We start from the raw sequence: 18055 nt of genomic DNA, 5'->3' as shown, positions 1-18055 counted from the left end.
ATATCCTGGCCTAATACCAATAGTATTCTACAGCCCTTTTACTTCGCAAAACTTTACTCTATATATAGCCCCAGCCGCAGGCAGTTATGGAGGAACCTACACCTGCCCATCCGGTGGCACTCTGTCTGGTTCAACCTGCTCAACGCTAGTTCAGGCCAACCCCACATGTACAGGGGGAAATTTCGACGGCGGCAACGATGTCTGTTGGGCTTCCATGACACCCTCATGCGGTAGTGGCTGGACGTACGACTCCACGTCCGGCCAGTGCGTCCAGGCTCCGACGTGCGCGATTTCATCTGTCCTCAACACCTCAAAGGACCGTTGCGAGCTGGCCATTACCACCTCATGCGCCAGTTCATACACCTACGATGCGGCCAACTCAATATGTTATTCAGGGGCTATCTGTGCAAACGGGGCATTTGTCGCTGCAAAAGACCGATGTGAGGCCACTGTAACGAAGAATTGCGGGACGTACACATGGGACTCGACCGCGCAGAAATGTTATCAAGCGCCCACATGCCCTCAAGACGCGGCATATTCATTGGCCAGCACCATTGCCTATTCCACTAGCATAAATAAATGTATTTCTGACACTCAGCACACCTGCGTATCCGGCACGACTTATAACGGCCTCCCAGTCGAAAAGTGCGAGGCTGTGCCGATTTGTAACCTTGGAGTCTATTCGACAGTAACGCACGGCTGTCAAATTGCTACATGCCCTGTGGGAACGTCATCCTGTTACCAGGTTCAAGGTGACACAACCCTCACCAGCAGTGGCCAACCTGCCAAGTATTGCTCACCCAACAACTGCCAGTCCAACACTGCTGGCTGGACCTCTGTGACCGACACCCCCACCGGTCAGAACGACAAAAACAATGATGGCGCTCATGATGCCAACGGTAATTGTCTTGGCCAGATATATCTATTCAACGGTAACGACATGCGATGCCGGCTCTATGATCGCAACGGGATGCTGAATTCATATGCGAAGCTGGTAGCTCAGATTGTGCTTGCAGCCACTGGTGTTGGAGCTGCCCTTGGAGCTGCGCTGGCTGTTTCGGCGGGCATCAGTACTACTGTAGCCACAGCCATAGTAAATACTGTCATAAATACAGCAGTTAATGCCTGTATTGATGCGGCGACAGGTCAATTCAACGCAAGCTCGACATTGATAAGCATGGGTATCAGCGCAATTGGGCAGGCTCTCCCATCTCTCGGATCATATTTGAAGGATAATCTGGGAAGTTCTGGTTTGGTCAACTCCGATGCCATTGCCTCCAACATTGATATTAGTCCAGGTTCCCTGCAAGTTGATCCGCAGTTTGCGCCTGCGGTTGGTACATCTGAGGGGTTTGCGAATCTGGCTGATGCATTGCAAGGGTCAGGGACATTTCTTGATGCTGCAGCGCAGCAAGCCTCCACGCCGGCGTTTTACCAATACCTGCAACAGTTGCAGGCGCTTACCGATCAGTATTCTCCTGCCATCTCTCAGGGCATGCTTGGCAACTACAGCGAAACCAAATGCTGCTATCCAAACAAATTATCTGGTGGTTGTGAATCGAGTGAAATTCAGGAGGCTACCGAACAGCATAACGGCATGTGTCACATCGTAGGAAGTTATTGTAGTTCAAGACTGCTCGGGATTTGCATGGTCAACAAGCAGACCTCATGCTGCTTCCAATCCCAACTAGCCAGAATCATGCACGAGCAGGGCCGGCCGCAACTCCAAAGTTTCAGCAGTGGGTGGGGGTCTGCGCAAAGCCCCATTTGCCGAGGATTCACACCTGAAGAGTTTCAAGCCCTGAACTTCAGCATAATGGACCTCTCCGAATGGGAAAAAAGCCTGAACGAGAACATGAGCAAAATCACGCCCATGGTCCAGGGGTTCATCAATTCTACGGGCTCGGCAGCGGCACAGAGCATACAGAGCTCACCAGCGTATAAGGCGGTACCATGATCGGACGGCTTATCATCTTTATCGTACTGCTGCCGGCGATCACCATGGCCGAAGTGATCGGTACTGTGGGGCAAACCTACAAATTTGCAGAGCGAGACGCCCTGACGGAAGTGGTGGAGCGGGCCAGGAAGGTGGATTGGAGACATATCCTAGCGGCTGCAAAGGAACAGGCGCGCCATTTCCGGCCTGAACTGCCAGCGATTCCACGCGCAACAGCCGCCCGGGTACACAAAGTGACCATGACCTTCACCCTTGATGTGGACGTGCCTGATCCCCAGAACCCGAGCCGGATCAAATACCCGCGTGGGTTTGTATTCAACCCTCTCCAGCAGTTCACCATGCCCGCCTGCGTAATATTCGTCAACGCTGATGACCGAGCTCAACAAAAATGGCTCGCATCGTTTCAGCAGGCGCTTAACCCCGTCACACCGGTTTTATTAACCGATGGCGACATCGAAAAGGCCGAGAAAGCCTTGAAACGTCCGGTCTATTATGCCGACCGACAACTCTTGGAAATTTTCGGTGTCGAGCGGGTTCCCTCCGTAGCCTGTCAGAACGGAGCAACGCTGAATGTGGAGGAAATAGATGTTAAAAGCACTCGTCATTAGCCTCTTCGTTATGAGTTGCACCGTGCCGGCCATGGCCACGTGCAACGGTACCGTTTTCAACCCAGTCACGGACATTGCCTGGAATGGTCTGTTCCCGATCCGGGTAGGCGGTGTTGCCGTGGCCAGCAACAACAACGCCCCGGATGGTGCCACGGGAACTGTCAACCCGATCTGCACCTGCACCACGTCGTCGGGCACATTCATCGGCACTCAGATAGGCTTTTGGGACGTGGCCTACCTGGTGGAGGTGGTGGACGATCCGTACTGCTCCACCGTGGTAGGCACGACCGTCGGTAACGACAACGGATCGCACCAGGGGACCAACGACAAAAGCGTGGCCACTCCTCATACCTTCAAACAGGTCCACTGGTGGCCCTTCAACGCCATTCAATTGCTCGGCATGCTCACGGGGCTGTCGTGCATCCAGCAAGTCCCCCTGCAGATGACCTACCTGTCCGAAATAGACCCCTCCTGGACTGAGGACTGGCTGGCAATGCTGAAGGACCCAAAGGTATTCCTCGTCGCCAACCCGGTCGCGGATATCGCCTGCGGCGCCAAGAACGCCATCGCCCAGGTACCGGGCAACTTTTTCCCGGCGGCCTACGACTCACTGTTCTGGTGCGGCTGGGACAACATCTACCCATTGTCCGGCAACAGCAACTCGCCGCACAACCTGACCGCCTCGGCCCAGATCGCGGCGCGGCAGATCTACACCAATACCCAATTCGGCACAGTTGAGGATTACCTAGTTGACTCCCAGGGCTGCTCGGGCCAGATCGTGCCGGTCTGGAAGAGTTCTCAATGGCGCTTCCAGTTGGCCAAACCGGTCAAAAGCTCCACACCGTTCTGGGCCGGGGAATCGGAACTGATCTGGGGCTCCGGTCGAGCACCGACGTACAATGACAAAAATTTCCTGTACGTCCTGTTCCAGAAGAAACGCTGCTGTCAGAAAATCTACGGTGGACAATGATCATGCGCACCACGACAGCCATAACTGCGGCCTTTTTCGCTCTTGCCAGCCCGGTCCTCGCCGGCACTGCCCAAGAGGCCATCGATAATGCCCGGGCGAATTCCGCCCAATACTACACGGATGTGCAGCGACTCCCGGAAAGCGTAACCAGCGGCTTGTCCCAGACCTCCACAGCCAAACAGGTCATAGACACGGTCAACTCGAAGGCGTTTCAGGACCGGGTCCAAAAAGAGCACAACCGTCTCCAACGCGAAATGTTCGGCGGCGGCTCGGCCAACCGGCCGGGCGCCTACTATGCGGACTCCCAGCCAACCGTCGCCGGCCAGATTCCGCACCTCGCTGCAGACGAACGTATCTACCTGTTCATATCCTCCTCGATGCCGCTATCGACTCTGCGGAACTATGCCCGGGGCATTGACCGGCTGCGCGATCCCCGAGTCGTAATGGTCGTGCGCGGATTTGTTGACGGCATCCAGGACGGCACAAAAACTATGGAGTTCTTCATGCAAATTCGACTGAAAGACCTGGGGTGCAGCGGTGCTAATTGTGCGACATTCAGCACTCAGATAGACATTGATCCTAATCTTTACCGCCGTTTCCGTCCTGCCAGTGTTCCTGCGCTGGTCTATGTCCGCGGTGTGCACCCGGTCGATCCGGATGTGAGCGAGGGGAGCCCAGAAAACGTGCCGGTACCTTCCCCGTCGTCCTGGACGATGATCTATGGCGACGCCGCCCTTTCGTACCTGTTCGGGCGGACGGCAGACACCACCAAATCCCCCACACTCGCCGCCATGTCACACTACCTGGGGCGCTGAGGTATCCATGGACCACAACCTGAAAACCGTCCTTCTCAATGTCATGTACGCCAAAAGCGTAGCATTGCGCGATCACTCACTCCAGACCGCGGAGATATCGTCAATGATTGTTCGCAATCTTCTGGACAGCGGCAACGATCCTGCCTGTTCGCCCGAAGATGCCTACACCGCCGGCCTGCTACACGACATCGGGAAATTGTTCGTATCCGAGTCCATCCTGAACAAACCGTCGGTCCTAACGGATCGAGAGATGGAAACCATGCGCCTGCACACTTCGTGGGGTCTTCAATTCGTGAAGAACACCAGTTTGGAACGGTATGCGGAGGTCGTGGTCCATCACCACGAGAACGCTGCCGGCACGGGCTACCCCCATGGACTTCGTGCCAGCGAACTCGCACCGCTTACCAAGGTGGTACGGATCGCCGATACTCTATCCGCTCTCCTGGAAGACCGGCCATATCGTCGGAGCATTGCGGACGACAGATTCATCCTGTCGCAAATGGAGCAGGACCTGGAAGGGCTCTTCAATGGTAGCTCGGAGATTGTCTGTAAGGCTGTCATCAACTATTTGTCAGCGTTTCGCAAACATAAGGCCATCAAGGAGGATTCCTATGCGTATGCTTGATTTTATCTTCAACCTCGCCGGCGGCACCCGGGCAGACCGGTTCTTCAGCTATGTCCTATGGCTATTTCTCGCCATTGCTTTGGTCGGCAGCATTCTGGCCGCCTTTGGCATCTGTTCCGGAGGCTGCAGCGACGCCGAGAAATACAGCCTGTTCGGTCTGCACTTCTCCACCGTGGGAATCCCGTTTTTCATCATAGCCATCGCGGCAAGTTTCTTCCGCAACAACGGCAATGGGGGCTTTCGTTTCATCTTCGACGTCCAACTCGCCGGCGCCGTCGGTGCAGAAATCCTCTTCATCTACATACAGAAGCACATAATTGGCCATTACTGCCCTACCTGCATGGTCATAGCAGCGACCGTGATCCTGGCGGCGGCCGTCCGCCTCGGCGAAGTCCTCTCCCGGATTGGTCAGGACCCGGCCCCGTCCTGGAAACGTGTCATGCGAGTTGGACGTTACGCGATTGTCATGATCTGCATCGGGTTCAGCAGCCTCACCTTTGCCATTGCCGGCATCTCTGCCCCAGCCGATCACGTCGCAGCTATCAGCACCATCCGGCAGGACGTATGGCTCGCCGGCCCCCAATCATCGACGGTGGAAGTCTATTTTGTCACCGACTGGTTCTGCGATTACTGCCGTAAAATCGAACCGACAATTGAGGCCATGCTACCGGAAGTCGGCAAGGTCGCTCGGTACACATTCATTGATGATCCTGTCCATCTGGAAAGCCTCAATTTCGTGCCATTTCACACCAGTCTGTTGCTTAATGACAAACCTCATTACCTCGCCGGCAGAAAAATTCTCCTGGGACTGGCCGCCACGACGAAACGCCCCACCGAGGAGCAGGTCCGGAGCGCCTTCACGAAGGCCGGCCTCACCCTGCGCATGGCTGACTACGCCGACATCACTGGACTCACCAACAGCACGACAGCATTTCTCAGGGCGAACGGCGTCACCATGACGCCCGCAGTCGTGATACGCAACCGGGTGACAGGGGAGCGCCGTACCCTTTCCGGCATCGAGAATATCGGCGCAGGCATTGTCCTTACGACCATCAAACGGCTTCAAAGCAAGTGATGAAGCGGCAACAGGACATAAGAGCGGCCATCGAGGAGGGGAGTTGGTTTGTCATGTACGCCGTCGCGTCTCCCGGACCATTCAGGTGCGATCTGGAGTTGCTGACAGAACCGCCATTGACGGTCATCCTCGATCACCTAAGATTCATGAGCCTAGCACGTACCGGCAGCAAGGCCCGGCTAAGCCATGACAGCACTCAAACGCTCTGCCTCAGTCAAAATCTTCACCTGACCGTTTCCACTACCCAGGCCGAGGAGTTTTTCAAGGCCCACGATGCAGTTAAAAAAATACTGGAGAAGGAGGACTTATGCCCAGAGAAAATTTGATGTTCTGCGGCCGCCACAAGGGCCGGATCATCCTGGGCCACAAATGCGGTATCCCTTGCCCTGCAGCGGAACAGGACCGTAAAGCTCAGGCCGCCCACTACGACCAGCTCAGGCAGCAGACGCTGCAGAGCCTCGCGGAAAAGGGAGTAACCGAACCGAACCCGGAAGAAATTTTCTATGCAGCCCTCGGAGACGGCCCGAAGGAGGCCGACGCCTTTGCCGTAGCCGCTCAGGTCCTGCCCATGAACCTGGCAATATTGCCAGAGAACGAAGGAGAAGTCGATGTCCTCTGAACAGGAACAAATTCACCCCGCCGTCTTTCAGCCGACGTACGTAACCACGACCAGAATGTACCTGACGGTAGCAGCCTGGTGTTTCTTTACCACTCTCGCGGCGCTCGTGACCTACGACCGTTATTTTGCAACGAAGATCGTGATTTCCGACGTGCCCGACAAGTTGGTTGAAATCAAGAAGTTCGCAGCGGCCGGACAGATAACCCCACAACAGGCCGCGGCCGTAAGCGAGCAGGAAATGCAGGCCGCCACAAACCTAGCCGACAGCCTACCGTCGAATTACATCGTAATAATGGGAGACGCCATCATTGGAAGCCATAAAAAAAATCCCGCACAGTAGACGCTGGCTGCTTATCGCTGCCGTCCTTGTGGTGGAGGTCTACGTCCTCTGCCATCTAAGGATTCCCCTGACACGGTCCCTGGAGTCGCTGGTATTTTGGTGGACGCCTGACACAGAGCATCACCGGGTCATATCCACCGGCGATTACGTGACCTTTGACCAAAAAGTGCCGATGGTTATAGGCAAAGTCGCGTCTATCCGGGAATTCATCACCAGCCTCTTTGGACACCAAACTTCTGAGCCGGCGAATACTATTGGCCTACTCAAGCGCGTCGGTTGTTCTCCAGGGGAAAACCTCTCGGTGGACGCCAACGGCTACTACTATTGCGACGGTCGATACCTTGCCGTGGCCAAACGCGAGGTCGCCGGCAAACCGATCACGCCTTTCTGCTTCAATGGCCGGATACCGGCCGGGATGATATTCGTCATCGGTGACGATGCACGGAGTTACGACTCACGAGTCTACGGCTTCATAAGCCGGGACCGGATTACGGGGGTAGCATGGGCGATTTTATAAACAGGGGCATGGCAACAGCCCTCATCCTTACTTTCGCATGCGGCACCGCGCATTCCAGCGGTTTTTATCCCGATGAGGACAATGAAGCGGGCACTCACGGCTACTATTGGTATGAAAAGCTCAAGGAAAAGAGGAGCCCGCGAAAAAGCCTGAAACCGCGGCTCCGGAAAAAAAGCCGGACGAACCCAAAAAATACGAATGGGAAAACCGCAAGGAGCTCAAATTCGGAGACTTTACGCCGCAGCAGCTCTGGGACATGAAACCGAAGGAATTCAGCGACCTGCTCGACGCATTTAAGGACCAGTCGGTCAGGACACTCAAGGAGTCTCACGTCCACGACTTTTATCGGATGATTGACCTTGGCCGCCGCAAAGCGGATGCATTCGCTAAAGTCCAACAAAAGGTCGTGAACACATACCCCGACGTGTCCATGGAGCACGACGCCTCAATTAATCCGCCTGGCCAGGAAGCAATCAAGGAGGTTCGCCTCGCCGAGATGAGTCAAAAGCTCGCTGCCGCCCGTAGCGAGTATGGTCTGATTTACTTCTACCGGCCGAACTGCCAGTACTGCCAAGCCCAGGAAGGCGTCCTCCGCACATATCACGCTTCTCGGAACATCGAGATCAAGGGCATCGACATCACAAAACGTCCTGACCTCGCTGCTCAATTCAATGTCACCATTACCCCCACATTGATCCTGGTGCAAAAGGGCAACAGTGGGTACCAGCCTATATCGTATGGGGTGGTCTCCCTGGAGGAACTCGACTACCGGGTATTCTCCACAGTCCGGCTCATGGAGGGCCAGATCGCACCGGAACAGTATGGAATGCGCGAATACGAACGAGGCGGCGCCTACGACCCACTGGCACCGCTCAACAGAAATCAACCGACAAGGAGGTAACTGTGGATCCACTCGACTATTTCGGGCTGCCGTCCGCTCCGCCATTCGCCCATAAACATTTGCTGTCGTGGCATGACCTGAACTTTCACGAACTTGAACCATACGTCATTCAGGAACAAAGCCACGGATGCGCCTCGGTGAACGTTTTCAAGGTAGTAGGTACCAGGCACACCGACTATGCCGGCGGCACCTGGCTCAACCTGCTGCACAACGGCCGCCGGATGATGTCCAACCTGCCGATGTTCAGGAATAACCCGGGATATTACCTGGCAACCGGTCCAAAGGAACCGTACATGCACTACGTCTCCATCGACGGCGGCGACATCTACATCGGAGCGGAGGGCAACCACAGGACCTGCATCGCCCAGTTCCACTTCTTTACGCAAGGGCTCACCACCTTGCACGGAATCAGAATGGATGACTATCGCATCGACTGGGCTTTCAAGGCGGCGTGCGACGAACTCAGAACCACTGCGGAGAGCATTGGACAGCCTCTGCACATATCCGTGGTCAGAAAGATGATAGATCGGAACGACGCTGCAGATTGGCGACAGGACAGCTTCACCCTGACCGCCAAGGTCATTGATTCAAAAAGCCGAACCTTCGAACTCAACCATGAAGATCTCCAATCATATACCCGGGATCTCAAAAGGCCTTGGTGGAAGATATGGGCCGGATTCCCCAAAAGGAGGAAACAGTGCGACGCATAAAACCGCTCATCATCGTCAGTTTCGTACTGGTTTCGAACACCGCTTTTGCCGGCGGATTTCTCGATGACTGGATATCAAGCAAAACTTCCGGCAGCGCCAACTACTACAACGGCCAGAAACGAGGCATGCTGTTCGGTGGTTCGTTTTCGGGCCACTGGCCCGTCTCTGAGAACAACCAGCTCGTCACTGCCACCCCTCCCCATGTTTCCGCAGGGTGTGGAAGTATCGATTTCTATGGTGGCAATCTGGCTTTTTTGAAACCGGAGATGCTTGTCAAGAAGATCCAGAACGTCATCCAGAACAGCGCATACATCGCGTTCGAGATTGCTTTCGACACGTTATCGTCCAAGATCCTCAACCTGGGTCACGCCGGCGAGAATCTGTCCAACGCTCTTAACAAAATGTCCATGGACGACTGCACTGCCGCTAAGGGCCTAGTAACCACTGTCAGGAATTCCGCCGAGGATATTGCGACAAGTATGCAGATGGGTGACATTTCCAGCGGAGTGGACATGGCCCTGACCGATTCGTATGCCACCCTGAAGCAGAGTATCCCAGCAGTCAAAACCCTTTCCGAAATGGATAGCTGGTTCAACACCCAGAGCGGCAAACCGTCAAGCAACATTCCGAGCACATCCGGCTGCACCGACCCGATTCTAGCCGGCCTGTTCCCCTCCGATGCGAACAATTACCCGCGAAGCGCTATCCAGGTCATCGGGAACACCATCGGCCTGCCCGACACGTACCAGGGCTTTCTGAGAGGGTTCATAGGCGACATGCTCACCATCTCCAACGGCGGAATACAAGTATTTCCTCTGGACGCCTGCCCCAACAACAAGAACGCCGACCTGGACTTCCTGACGGCCGGCACTTTCGAGGTAAGGGACATCAACATGAAGTGTTCCCAGGCGACGGACGTCAACGGTAATTTGCAGAACTACATGTCAACGAAGCTGGCCAGCATCATGAGCGCCATGACTGCCGGCAGTCAGCTGTCACCTGATGATACGCAATTTCTGTCCAGCATGCCGTTGCCCGTGCTCTACGGACTGCGGATGGCCATTCTGTCCGGCAACCAGGACAACATGCTGCCGACTCTCGCCAAGCTGGCAGCCACGGAATGGATGGCCGTGGCGGTCAACGATGCCATCACGAGGTTTGACCAGGTACTCTTTTCCCTGGAGGACGTGGCCCGCAACTCGACCGACACCTCGGGTGCTTCCGGGACCATGTGCAAGCTCTCGGTGACTTCACAGATGAGCAAGGCCAGCATCCAGAAACTGGAAGACAACGCAAAGCACCTTCAGGAAAAGATTATCGCCAGCCTACAAAAACAGATGAATGACTTTCAACTCGTCAAAACCGTGGGCGACCAACTGCAGGAAATCAACGGCATCCTCAACGCCAAGCTCCAGCAGCATTTCAGTCCATCGGTCGCCGCCCGCATGAAGCAGAAACTGGGGATCAACAGCTAGGAGGCCTTGATGTTCACCTATTACACTTACGGCGGGTTTCAGTCCGTTTCCGCAGCCTTTCAGAACTGCGCCGCAATATTCGGCTCCGCCGATCACAAAGGTGCAATAACCGCCTTCGTCATCCTGGGGATAATGGCCGGCGCCGCCGTCGGATACCTCAAAGTCATGTTCGAAGGCGCCAATCCTCTGACCTGGTTCTACCTGACGTTGATCGGCATGGTCCTGTATCTTGGGTTATTCGTGCCTAAAGTCTCGATGGAGATCTTCGATCCGGTCTACAACCAGGATGTTGTTGTGGCAGATCTGCCACTGGCCGTTGTACTGATTGCCGAGACAGCGAACCTGATAGAACAGATTGAGGTCAACATATCTGATAGCACCGGCCAGGGCACCACGACCGCCTGCGGCGCCATGCCTCCCATGCAGTACCAGACCTCCGGGGGGACGGTAGCCCCGCAACTCCTCGCCACTACGGCCAGTTCTTTCATCAGCGATGCCAATTACGCCCGGTACATTCAAAACTACGTCCAGGACTGCCTGACGTTCGAGCTTCTGAAGCCCGGCACCACTACAACCATTGACAACGTCATGGAGCCCGGCTGCGGGGTCACGATTCTCGATACGCTGGGTAAGGCAGCCAACCCGGCCGTCTTCACGGCCGATTACCAGAACAACCCCATATCATGCCAACAGGCATATACTGCCATTCAGTCATATTATACCAACCCGGCCAACGCCTCCGCCGCAGCGCTCAACGCCTGCGGAGGGTCGGGTTTCTCCGACCAGATGCAATGCCAGAGCCTCATCCAGACCACACTCAACAACACCCTGGGAGTGGGAATAGATCCCATGTCGTTCATCTCCCAGCAGACCGTGGCCAACATCACATCGTACGCCTTGGCGTCCGGCAACGCAGAATCCGTGCAGCTCATAACGCAACTGCAACAGGGCAACATAAACTCCGGCGTGTCCGCCGGCATCACCAATCCACAGATGATCAACATCTACTTGGCGTACGTGATCATGATCATCCCCTTCATTAGCCTGGTCATGGCTACCTGCATGTGGCGCAAGGTATTTGCCCTGCTCTTTGGCTTCCTTTTCTTTGTCATGATCATGCGCGGACTCGACGTGATCGCATTCAGAATCTGGGCAACGTTCTATCAGTCCGCCATGGCATCCGCCTTCAACAACAGTGGCATCGGCGGTTCCACAGCCCTGGCCCTCAACACGAAAATTGGCAGTATGCTCAGTAACCTGGGCATTGCCCGGGCCAGTATTTCCACTTTTGCAACCATCATCTCCGGAACCCTGTTTCATTTCACTGACCAAGGATTGGCCCGGCTGCAGATGCACACCGCCTCCAAAAACGAACAGACCGACCACGATTTAAGAGACCCGGGCCGGGCCGATATGCGCAACCAGGAAGCGGTTGGCCAACGGGCCGCAATGGTCGCCTCGCTGGCATCTGGCGTCCACGGTATGAGCAATTACGCCGAGGCGGCCGAGGCGCGAATATCCGGTGCAACGGGCGACGCTTTGGGGGCTAAGGCTGCTGGCGGCGGAACCCCTGGAGGCCTCCAGGCTTCAACCCACCAAGCGTCAACCGTGGATGCAAGCACCCGTTTCAGCCATGGGGCGAACTTGACCTCCGATCAGGCGGCCAGACTTGGAGCCAATAATGCCATGAGAGAGGCCGGCGCTGTTGATAACCAGTCAACAAGGCAAGCGTACGAGAATGCGGCCGTCCGCACACTGCAGGATAACGCTCAAGGAGTCAGTGCCCACCAACAGGCCCAGAGAATACAGCAGGCTTTGGGCCTTAAGACAGAAACAGAGGCGTACAAGGTTCTCGCGGATTTCAACAATGCATCCGGTGAAGCGACGGCTAAGGCCTTTGGCGGAGATCGTGAAAGTTACGCGAAGTTCCTTGAAGGTACTCAAAATCTCGCTCAGGGTGAACGTGATGCCGTGATGAAGGCGGCAAACGCTGCCGGCATGGGATTACGTGAGTTTGCCGGCAATAGGGCCGCCATCGACAAGATGAAGGATGTAGGGATGCTCAAGGCCATCCAAAACGGGCAGGTCAGTGACCAGGACCTGCAGGAGATGGGGCGTGCCGGCATCTTGTCCGACGCCGGCCGGATGGACACTTGGCAGCACACACAGCAAGCAACTGGCATGGACCCCCGTCAGGCAACCGCTTTCATGGGGGCACATTCGAACATTGACAGCATCGAGAAGTTCAAAAACTTCGAGGCCGCTTCTGCAGCCCTTGGCTCAGCTATTGCCTCTGGAGATTACAAGGCGTTGGCCGACTCCTACGCCCAAAAGAATGGCTCCCAGGAACGCATACTCACCCGGGCTGAGTCAAATGCTCTCAACGCACAAATGCATGCCGCCGGGCATAAGGATTTCCACTCCAAAGCAGGCGATGCTGTACGGTTCGGCTACGACGCATCGACAGGTTCGATCACCATGGCCCATACGACCGGCGGCGGGAAGTCGGAGCATTACAATCTCGACTCAAAACGGTCGGGCCATGATTTTGAGAAGATCAACCGTGATGTGACCACGGTGGACAAAGGACTCCGGGAAACTGCCGGCACCTTCATCAAGACCGGGTATGATAACCAGAACTTCAACCAGACTGCCAAGCATGGCACCTATATGATGCAGATAGGTGGAAAGGAAATGGAGGTTAAAGGTGATCTTTACTACGGTAAAGATGGCAAGCTCATCGGCGGCACCGTCGAGAACGGCATCAATCAGTCCGTCCTTGCGTACCAGATGGACAAAGACGGGCGCCTCCATTATGCACAGGTATCCGGCAAGGCGGACACCAATGGCAATCTGGTTGCCGGCAAAACTACCGAAATCACGGAACAGGAATTCGTGCGCAACAACGAACATGGTGCCGCAATTGTTAGTTCTCGTGGTACATCCGGCCAACCCGACGTGGATGTCAAGGGAAGTGGCGGCGTCAAGTTGGATCAAAGCAACACCAGCACATTCGGAAACAGGGTGGAGTCGAAACAGAATCTCGCCGGTTCAGCGGCGCAAGGCGCTGGTTTTGGCCAGGACGGCAACATAAATCCTGGAACGCTAGCAACGACCATCGCGATTGGGCAGGGGGCGTTACATGAGACTGGGCAGACCCTGAACGATGTTAAAAACCTTTCAAGGGCATTGCGAGATCCAGAAACCGTAATTGGCAAACCTGGGAAAGAAGGACGAGCTGCAGCCAACAAAGAAGTTGTGCAAAAAGAGACCAGAGCGGCGGAGGAGGCCGCCCGAGCTCACCAAGTAAAAACGCATCAGGCAAATCAGAAAACAGTGAGGATTCTTCAAAACCAGAGTAGAACATCCCAGGTGCCGCACGGCAGGACAATGCCCCGACCGGCATCGAGTTCTGTACGACCGGGGAACAGACCGAGCATCAGCAGACCAGGGTCTGGAAAATTCACACCAAAATAATAACGAGAAAGGGCCAACCTAATACGGTGGGCCCTTTCTCACTTCTCATTGATTGGGAATTTCACTCATCGCGATGACGATAGTATTGGTTGTAGTTTATCAGCCAATCAAACCACGGATCAGATGATGGAAACTGCCGGTACTCATCCGACTGCACTGCATACTTCAATAACGGCCAAATCGGCATTCCACTTCGTGCGCCTCGGTACAATCGCCTATGTGTGGCCCACCCGCAGAGTGCCATTAGCACTAGCGGGGAAATCACCGCGAGGCAGACAATAAATGTGTAGAGCGAGCACCTGAAGGCGAGCCCGACTATCACCCCCGGGGCTAGGCTGGCCTGTAACAATACCGACACAGCGATCAAGGAAGAATGCAATTTCCCTCTGACGGGTTCAGCCCTATTTGTTTTATTCATCTCCCTATCCTCGATATCCCACTATTTTGCCGGTTCTTTACTTATGATAATTTCTGACAATTGCTTTGCGATTTCGACTCGCTCCGATTCATAAAGCCGTTCATTCTGGCGGGGGAGCACACCGCTTACATAGCGTGATATTTTGCCGTCTGGGGTGATGATCGATATGTGATTAACTGTTACTGCGTTATAGGTCTGTTTTGCTGGAGTTGAACGGGGTATTACGGTTCTCGTCGCTGCTGATAAACCAACATTTGCCGCAGCATCTGCAAAGCCAACCAGCGTGCCAAAAACCGTAGCTTCTCCTTCTTCTGTGCCATCGTAGGCGATAAGGGTATCTATTCCTTCGTCCTCGAAAATCTTATTGAGATTGCCCAGATTTGCCGTACAGGGAGAATTTATACCCTCAGCCGTTGAACGACCAAGCGCGCCATAATTCATTAAAAAAGCCCCTACTGCGCTGGATTGTTCGACAGCATGGGCATTCAGGCCTGAATCTCTGAGAGCGCCAACCAGATGACGTTCTGCAATTTTTGTCGATTTTTTAGTTTTGCTTCCCACGACCAAGACCCCGACCCTCCGGGGTGCAGAGATTGAGGAGGCAGTTGGCCCTTCGATGCAGACTGAATTGACGTTCTTGAAACTGCTGCCGCACCCTCCCAGCATCATCACCACGACGATCATCAAGCCACTGACCACAATCTTATCTTTGAGCACTGTCCACCTCCCGTAATAGGCCCGAGATGATCTCCATGGCACGCTCGGCGTCACGGGTTCCGGACTCCCACTCCTGGACTATTTTATTCAACTCAACGAAGAATTCGTCCATCTGCATTATGCCGCCTGTTTCATTGGGGTAATATCAAGTTCAATCTTTTCACCAGATGTCTGCTTCGCAACCTTAAGATCGTAAGCAGTCTGGAGGTTCAGCCAGAATTCAGGGGTCGTCCCGAAAAATCGAGAGAGCCGAAGCGCTGTGTCGGCAGTGACAGACCGTTCGCCATTCAGTATGGCCGTGATCCGGTTGGTGGGCACACACAATAATCTTGCAAAAACATTGGCGCTCATCCCGATCTCGATAAGCTCGTCTTTCAGAACCTCCCCGGGGTGTATGGGGCGCATAGCATTCATAAAACCATTCCTTCTTTCAGTGGTAATCAACAATTTCGACGTCGTACGGTCCATCCTCGCGCCACTCGAAGCATAAGCGCCACTGCTGATTAATCCGAATGCTCTGCTGCCCCTTTCGATCTCCACTCAATGCCTCGAAACGATTACTCGGAAGATTCATCAAGTCTTCAATGCAGGTGGCACTGTCAAGTATTTGGAGCCTTTTCTCAGCCTGTTGGGCAAAAGCCTGAAAACGCGGTATCCGTTCACCGTTGTATATTTTTTCGGTATGCTTGCACGCGAATGAACGAATCATGGTTGTAGTCTACTTTATATTATGCTTTACGTCAAACATAAAATGCATATCTTTACCTTGGTTTAATACTATGCCAATGGCTGTTGGTCCGCTGACAATTTCAATTATTTCGCATCGGGAAAACAGGTCCAGTTGCCGCCGCGTATCAACAAATGGGCACACCCTAACCCGCTATAGAGATTTGAGGTAGTAGCCTGATCCAGGCTTGTGAAGTCGCCCCCAACCTTAACCTCCCACCCACGGTCTATTTTAAACAAACGGTCTGCGATGCCGGCTAAACAAGCACGCTTGCGCTGCATGAATCGAGGAAAAAACTCAAATGCTAGCACGCAATCCGGCATTTCCAAAGCATACCCCCAACGGCATCTATCCGGTAGCAACGCATGCGCCTTCACAAAAGTTTCAATCGGGGAAGTCAACATCGTTGAGTCATTATAGGCAGAGCCCCCTAACCCAGAACGTTGGCGGATAAATACCCAACAATCCCCATCATTACTTTGTCCCTGCTTGATCTGGAGGAGGTTCTTTCCTCCATCAGAGAAAATCTCCCATCCCGGTTCTGTGTCCCGGAATCCCCCTGCCTGCCCCATAGGTAGCCAGGTATTATCCGGTAGCAGTACCTCGATATCGTCATGTGGTATTCCAATTGGGGACCAGTCTGGGTTTTCTTCATTAATAGCCATTGTAGCCCAGTAGAGATCTGCTTTGCCGGGGAGATGCTGGTCTTCTCCACGTTGAAAGTGCCCTAATACGGGATGATCTGCTTTGATGCGCTGAATTACAGAACCCTGCCGATGCAGGTAATTTACTTGGCTTTTGGCAATTTCCAGATTTAACCAAAACGAAAGCCGGAAGACAGCACTACCCTCTGCAATAGAGCTGTGGGCCTCCCTTACCTGATCATGACGGTATGATTCATCCCCTGTACTGCGTCTACCACGCAATACCTTGTCATTTGATCTTTGCTTCCAAAGACTTTCGAAACCGTCGTAGCGGTATACGTAGGGATCTTTTGAACTGCTTGAAGAAAACGACAATTAATTATCCTCCTTTGACACCATCCACGGTCTGAACGTCAGAGTTTGCCGCACCTCGACCAATATTTTTAAAGGGATCGTATATCGATCATTATATTCAATTTGCCCAACTCCTTGATAACCCGTCAGCATTAGCTCCCTGAGGTATTCAACCTGGCAAGGCCTCTTTTCAAGTATTCAGCTAATCGGCCAAATTTGCCATGGATTACATTCATGCACTGTTCATGGCTAAAGTTGTCGACATACTCTCGCATTTCTGAAAACGTGCCGTCACCACGCCCAGAATACATGATGGCAACAATATCCATAGATTGTTCATAGCTCAAGCCTGAAACAAAGTCGACCAGCTTACGTTTTCTGTGGGGACCCCTAGTAGGTAATCTTCTGCAGGACGTCCAACGCTTCCGGTTCTGAAGCAACTGAGAGCCCTTTGTCGCGAAGATGGGCAATAAGATCTGCGTTGCATTTAAACGGCTTGTTGTATTCGATGAATGACATGTATCGTCCTCGGCATATTGACCTCAATGGTGCTGCCACAAGGAAAAAACTCTAAGCCATTAATGTGAGAAATGTCTACAATTTAATAGCTAGCAGTATGCCATAAAGGCAAAGCAGGTTTAGTCACTTATTACGCTTCCTCCCCGACACAAGTCAGGGGAGGAAGCGTGGTGGGGTCTATGAAAACATTACCTCATGAACGGCTTGGAATGGGCCTTGTGCACGTTGAAATTTTTGATGTACTTTTCTACGAGAATTCTGTCCCCTTTCAGGACAAGCAGGTTCTCGGCGTTCTTATCCTCGGCGGCGGCGGTGAAATTGAAGCTGCCGGTGATCAGCACTGCCCGGTCAATGATTATGACCTTGTTGTGGGCGATGGCGTGTTCAGCGTCGATCAGTACCGGGAAGCCGGTATTGGCCAGGAAGGTCGCAGCGCTGTATTTAGCAGTCGCGTTACTCTTATCGAGAACCACCTCTACCCTCACGCCACGCTTCTTGGCATCCAGGAGCGCCTTGGCGATCGGCTTCGAGGTGAAGCTGTAGGCCTGCAAAAGTATCTCCTGCCGGGCGTGATTGATCTCCGCCAC

Annotated in this window: 19 protein-coding genes and 1 pseudogene; 14 read left to right on the top strand and 6 right to left on the bottom strand. The window is 53.9% G+C overall.

From position 1 onward, the window contains the following. Positions 1-838: 838 nt before the first annotated feature. The 14 genes and pseudogenes from traN (at position 839) to FO488_RS00280 (ending at position 14089) form a co-directional block, all read left to right on the top strand. Positions 839-1957: a conjugal transfer protein TraN gene (traN, locus tag FO488_RS19230; protein WP_168205811.1), complete on the top strand. Its 1119-nt coding sequence runs from the start codon at positions 839-841 to the stop codon at positions 1955-1957. Further along, positions 1954-2565: a hypothetical protein gene (locus FO488_RS00340; protein WP_149208700.1), complete on the top strand. Its 612-nt coding sequence runs from the start codon at positions 1954-1956 to the stop codon at positions 2563-2565. The genes traN and FO488_RS00340 overlap by 4 nt, the downstream gene beginning before the upstream one ends. Then, complete coding sequence (locus FO488_RS00335; protein ID WP_149208699.1) at positions 2543-3535, top strand: TraU family protein; 993 nt, start codon at positions 2543-2545, stop codon at positions 3533-3535. Before FO488_RS00340 ends, FO488_RS00335 begins: the two co-directional genes overlap by 23 nt. 2 nt (positions 3536-3537) lie before the next feature. Then, positions 3538-4350 (top strand): TrbC family F-type conjugative pilus assembly protein, encoded by an 813-nt coding sequence (locus FO488_RS00330; protein ID WP_205743313.1) that lies wholly within the window; start codon positions 3538-3540, stop codon positions 4348-4350. Positions 4351-4357: 7 nt separating this feature from the next. Beyond that, complete coding sequence (locus FO488_RS00325; protein WP_168205810.1) at positions 4358-4975, top strand: HD-GYP domain-containing protein; 618 nt, start codon at positions 4358-4360, stop codon at positions 4973-4975. Next, positions 4962-6050: a vitamin K epoxide reductase family protein gene (locus tag FO488_RS00320; protein WP_168205809.1), complete on the top strand. Its 1089-nt coding sequence runs from the start codon at positions 4962-4964 to the stop codon at positions 6048-6050. The genes FO488_RS00325 and FO488_RS00320 overlap by 14 nt, the downstream gene beginning before the upstream one ends. Before the next feature lie 53 nt (positions 6051-6103). Beyond that, positions 6104-6376, top strand: a complete 273-nt coding sequence (locus tag FO488_RS00315) for a hypothetical protein (protein WP_168205808.1) — start codon at positions 6104-6106, stop codon at positions 6374-6376. Further along, entirely contained in the window at positions 6358-6669 is a 312-nt protein-coding gene (locus tag FO488_RS00310) for a hypothetical protein (RefSeq protein WP_149208694.1), read from the top strand. The genes FO488_RS00315 and FO488_RS00310 overlap by 19 nt, the downstream gene beginning before the upstream one ends. Beyond that, positions 6659-7009, top strand: coding sequence for a hypothetical protein (locus tag FO488_RS00305; RefSeq protein ID WP_149208693.1), 351 nt, complete (start codon positions 6659-6661; stop codon positions 7007-7009). The genes FO488_RS00310 and FO488_RS00305 overlap by 11 nt, the downstream gene beginning before the upstream one ends. Beyond that, positions 6978-7526 carry a S26 family signal peptidase gene (locus tag FO488_RS00300; protein WP_149208692.1) on the top strand — a complete coding sequence of 183 codons (549 nt, stop codon included), beginning with the start codon at positions 6978-6980 and terminating at the stop codon, positions 7524-7526. Before FO488_RS00305 ends, FO488_RS00300 begins: the two co-directional genes overlap by 32 nt. A 175-nt stretch (positions 7527-7701) precedes the next feature. Further along, positions 7702-8427: pseudogene (traF, locus tag FO488_RS00295) on the top strand (conjugal transfer protein TraF); the annotation flags it as partial. A gap of 2 nt (positions 8428-8429) precedes the next feature. Then, a complete protein-coding gene (locus FO488_RS00290) occupies positions 8430-9137 on the top strand; it encodes a hypothetical protein (protein ID WP_149208690.1) in 708 nt (235 codons plus the stop codon). Beyond that, positions 9125-10612, top strand: coding sequence for a conjugal transfer protein TraH (locus FO488_RS00285; RefSeq protein WP_168205807.1), 1488 nt, complete (start codon positions 9125-9127; stop codon positions 10610-10612). Before FO488_RS00290 ends, FO488_RS00285 begins: the two co-directional genes overlap by 13 nt. Before the next feature lie 9 nt (positions 10613-10621). Further along, entirely contained in the window at positions 10622-14089 is a 3468-nt protein-coding gene (locus FO488_RS00280; protein ID WP_149208688.1) for a conjugal transfer protein TraG N-terminal domain-containing protein, read from the top strand. 439 nt (positions 14090-14528) lie between these two features. Here the strand turns inward: FO488_RS00280 and FO488_RS00275 are convergent, their stop codons facing one another. The 6 genes from FO488_RS00275 to FO488_RS00250 all read right to left on the bottom strand — a co-directional run bounded on the left by FO488_RS00275 (position 14529) and on the right by FO488_RS00250 (position 18055). Continuing rightward, a complete protein-coding gene (locus tag FO488_RS00275) occupies positions 14529-15224 on the bottom strand; it encodes a hypothetical protein (protein WP_149208687.1) in 696 nt (231 codons plus the stop codon). 117 nt (positions 15225-15341) lie between these two features. Next, on the bottom strand, positions 15342-15638 hold the full coding sequence (locus FO488_RS00270) for a HigA family addiction module antitoxin (RefSeq protein ID WP_149208686.1): 297 nt from the start codon (positions 15636-15638) through the stop codon (positions 15342-15344). A gap of 16 nt (positions 15639-15654) precedes the next feature. Continuing rightward, the gene (locus FO488_RS00265; protein WP_149208685.1) at positions 15655-15933 is read right to left on the bottom strand and encodes a type II toxin-antitoxin system RelE/ParE family toxin; all 279 of its coding nucleotides are present in this window, start codon (positions 15931-15933) and stop codon (positions 15655-15657) included. Between the two features lie 104 nt (positions 15934-16037). Continuing rightward, a complete protein-coding gene (locus tag FO488_RS00260) occupies positions 16038-16970 on the bottom strand; it encodes a hypothetical protein (protein ID WP_149208684.1) in 933 nt (310 codons plus the stop codon). 131 nt (positions 16971-17101) lie between these two features. Next, entirely contained in the window at positions 17102-17389 is a 288-nt protein-coding gene (locus FO488_RS20520; RefSeq protein ID WP_370514296.1) for a DUF3775 domain-containing protein, read from the bottom strand. Between the two features lie 267 nt (positions 17390-17656). After that, positions 17657-18055: a phospholipase D family protein gene (locus FO488_RS00250; protein ID WP_240732091.1), complete on the bottom strand. Its 399-nt coding sequence runs from the start codon at positions 18053-18055 to the stop codon at positions 17657-17659.

It is taken from the genome of Geobacter sp. FeAm09, from assembly GCF_008330225.1.
In the GTDB taxonomy this organism is placed as follows: Bacteria; Desulfobacterota; Desulfuromonadia; order Geobacterales; family Pseudopelobacteraceae; genus Oryzomonas.
Note: the sequence above shows the minus strand (reverse complement) of the source record. Positions and strands in the feature narration are given on the sequence as shown.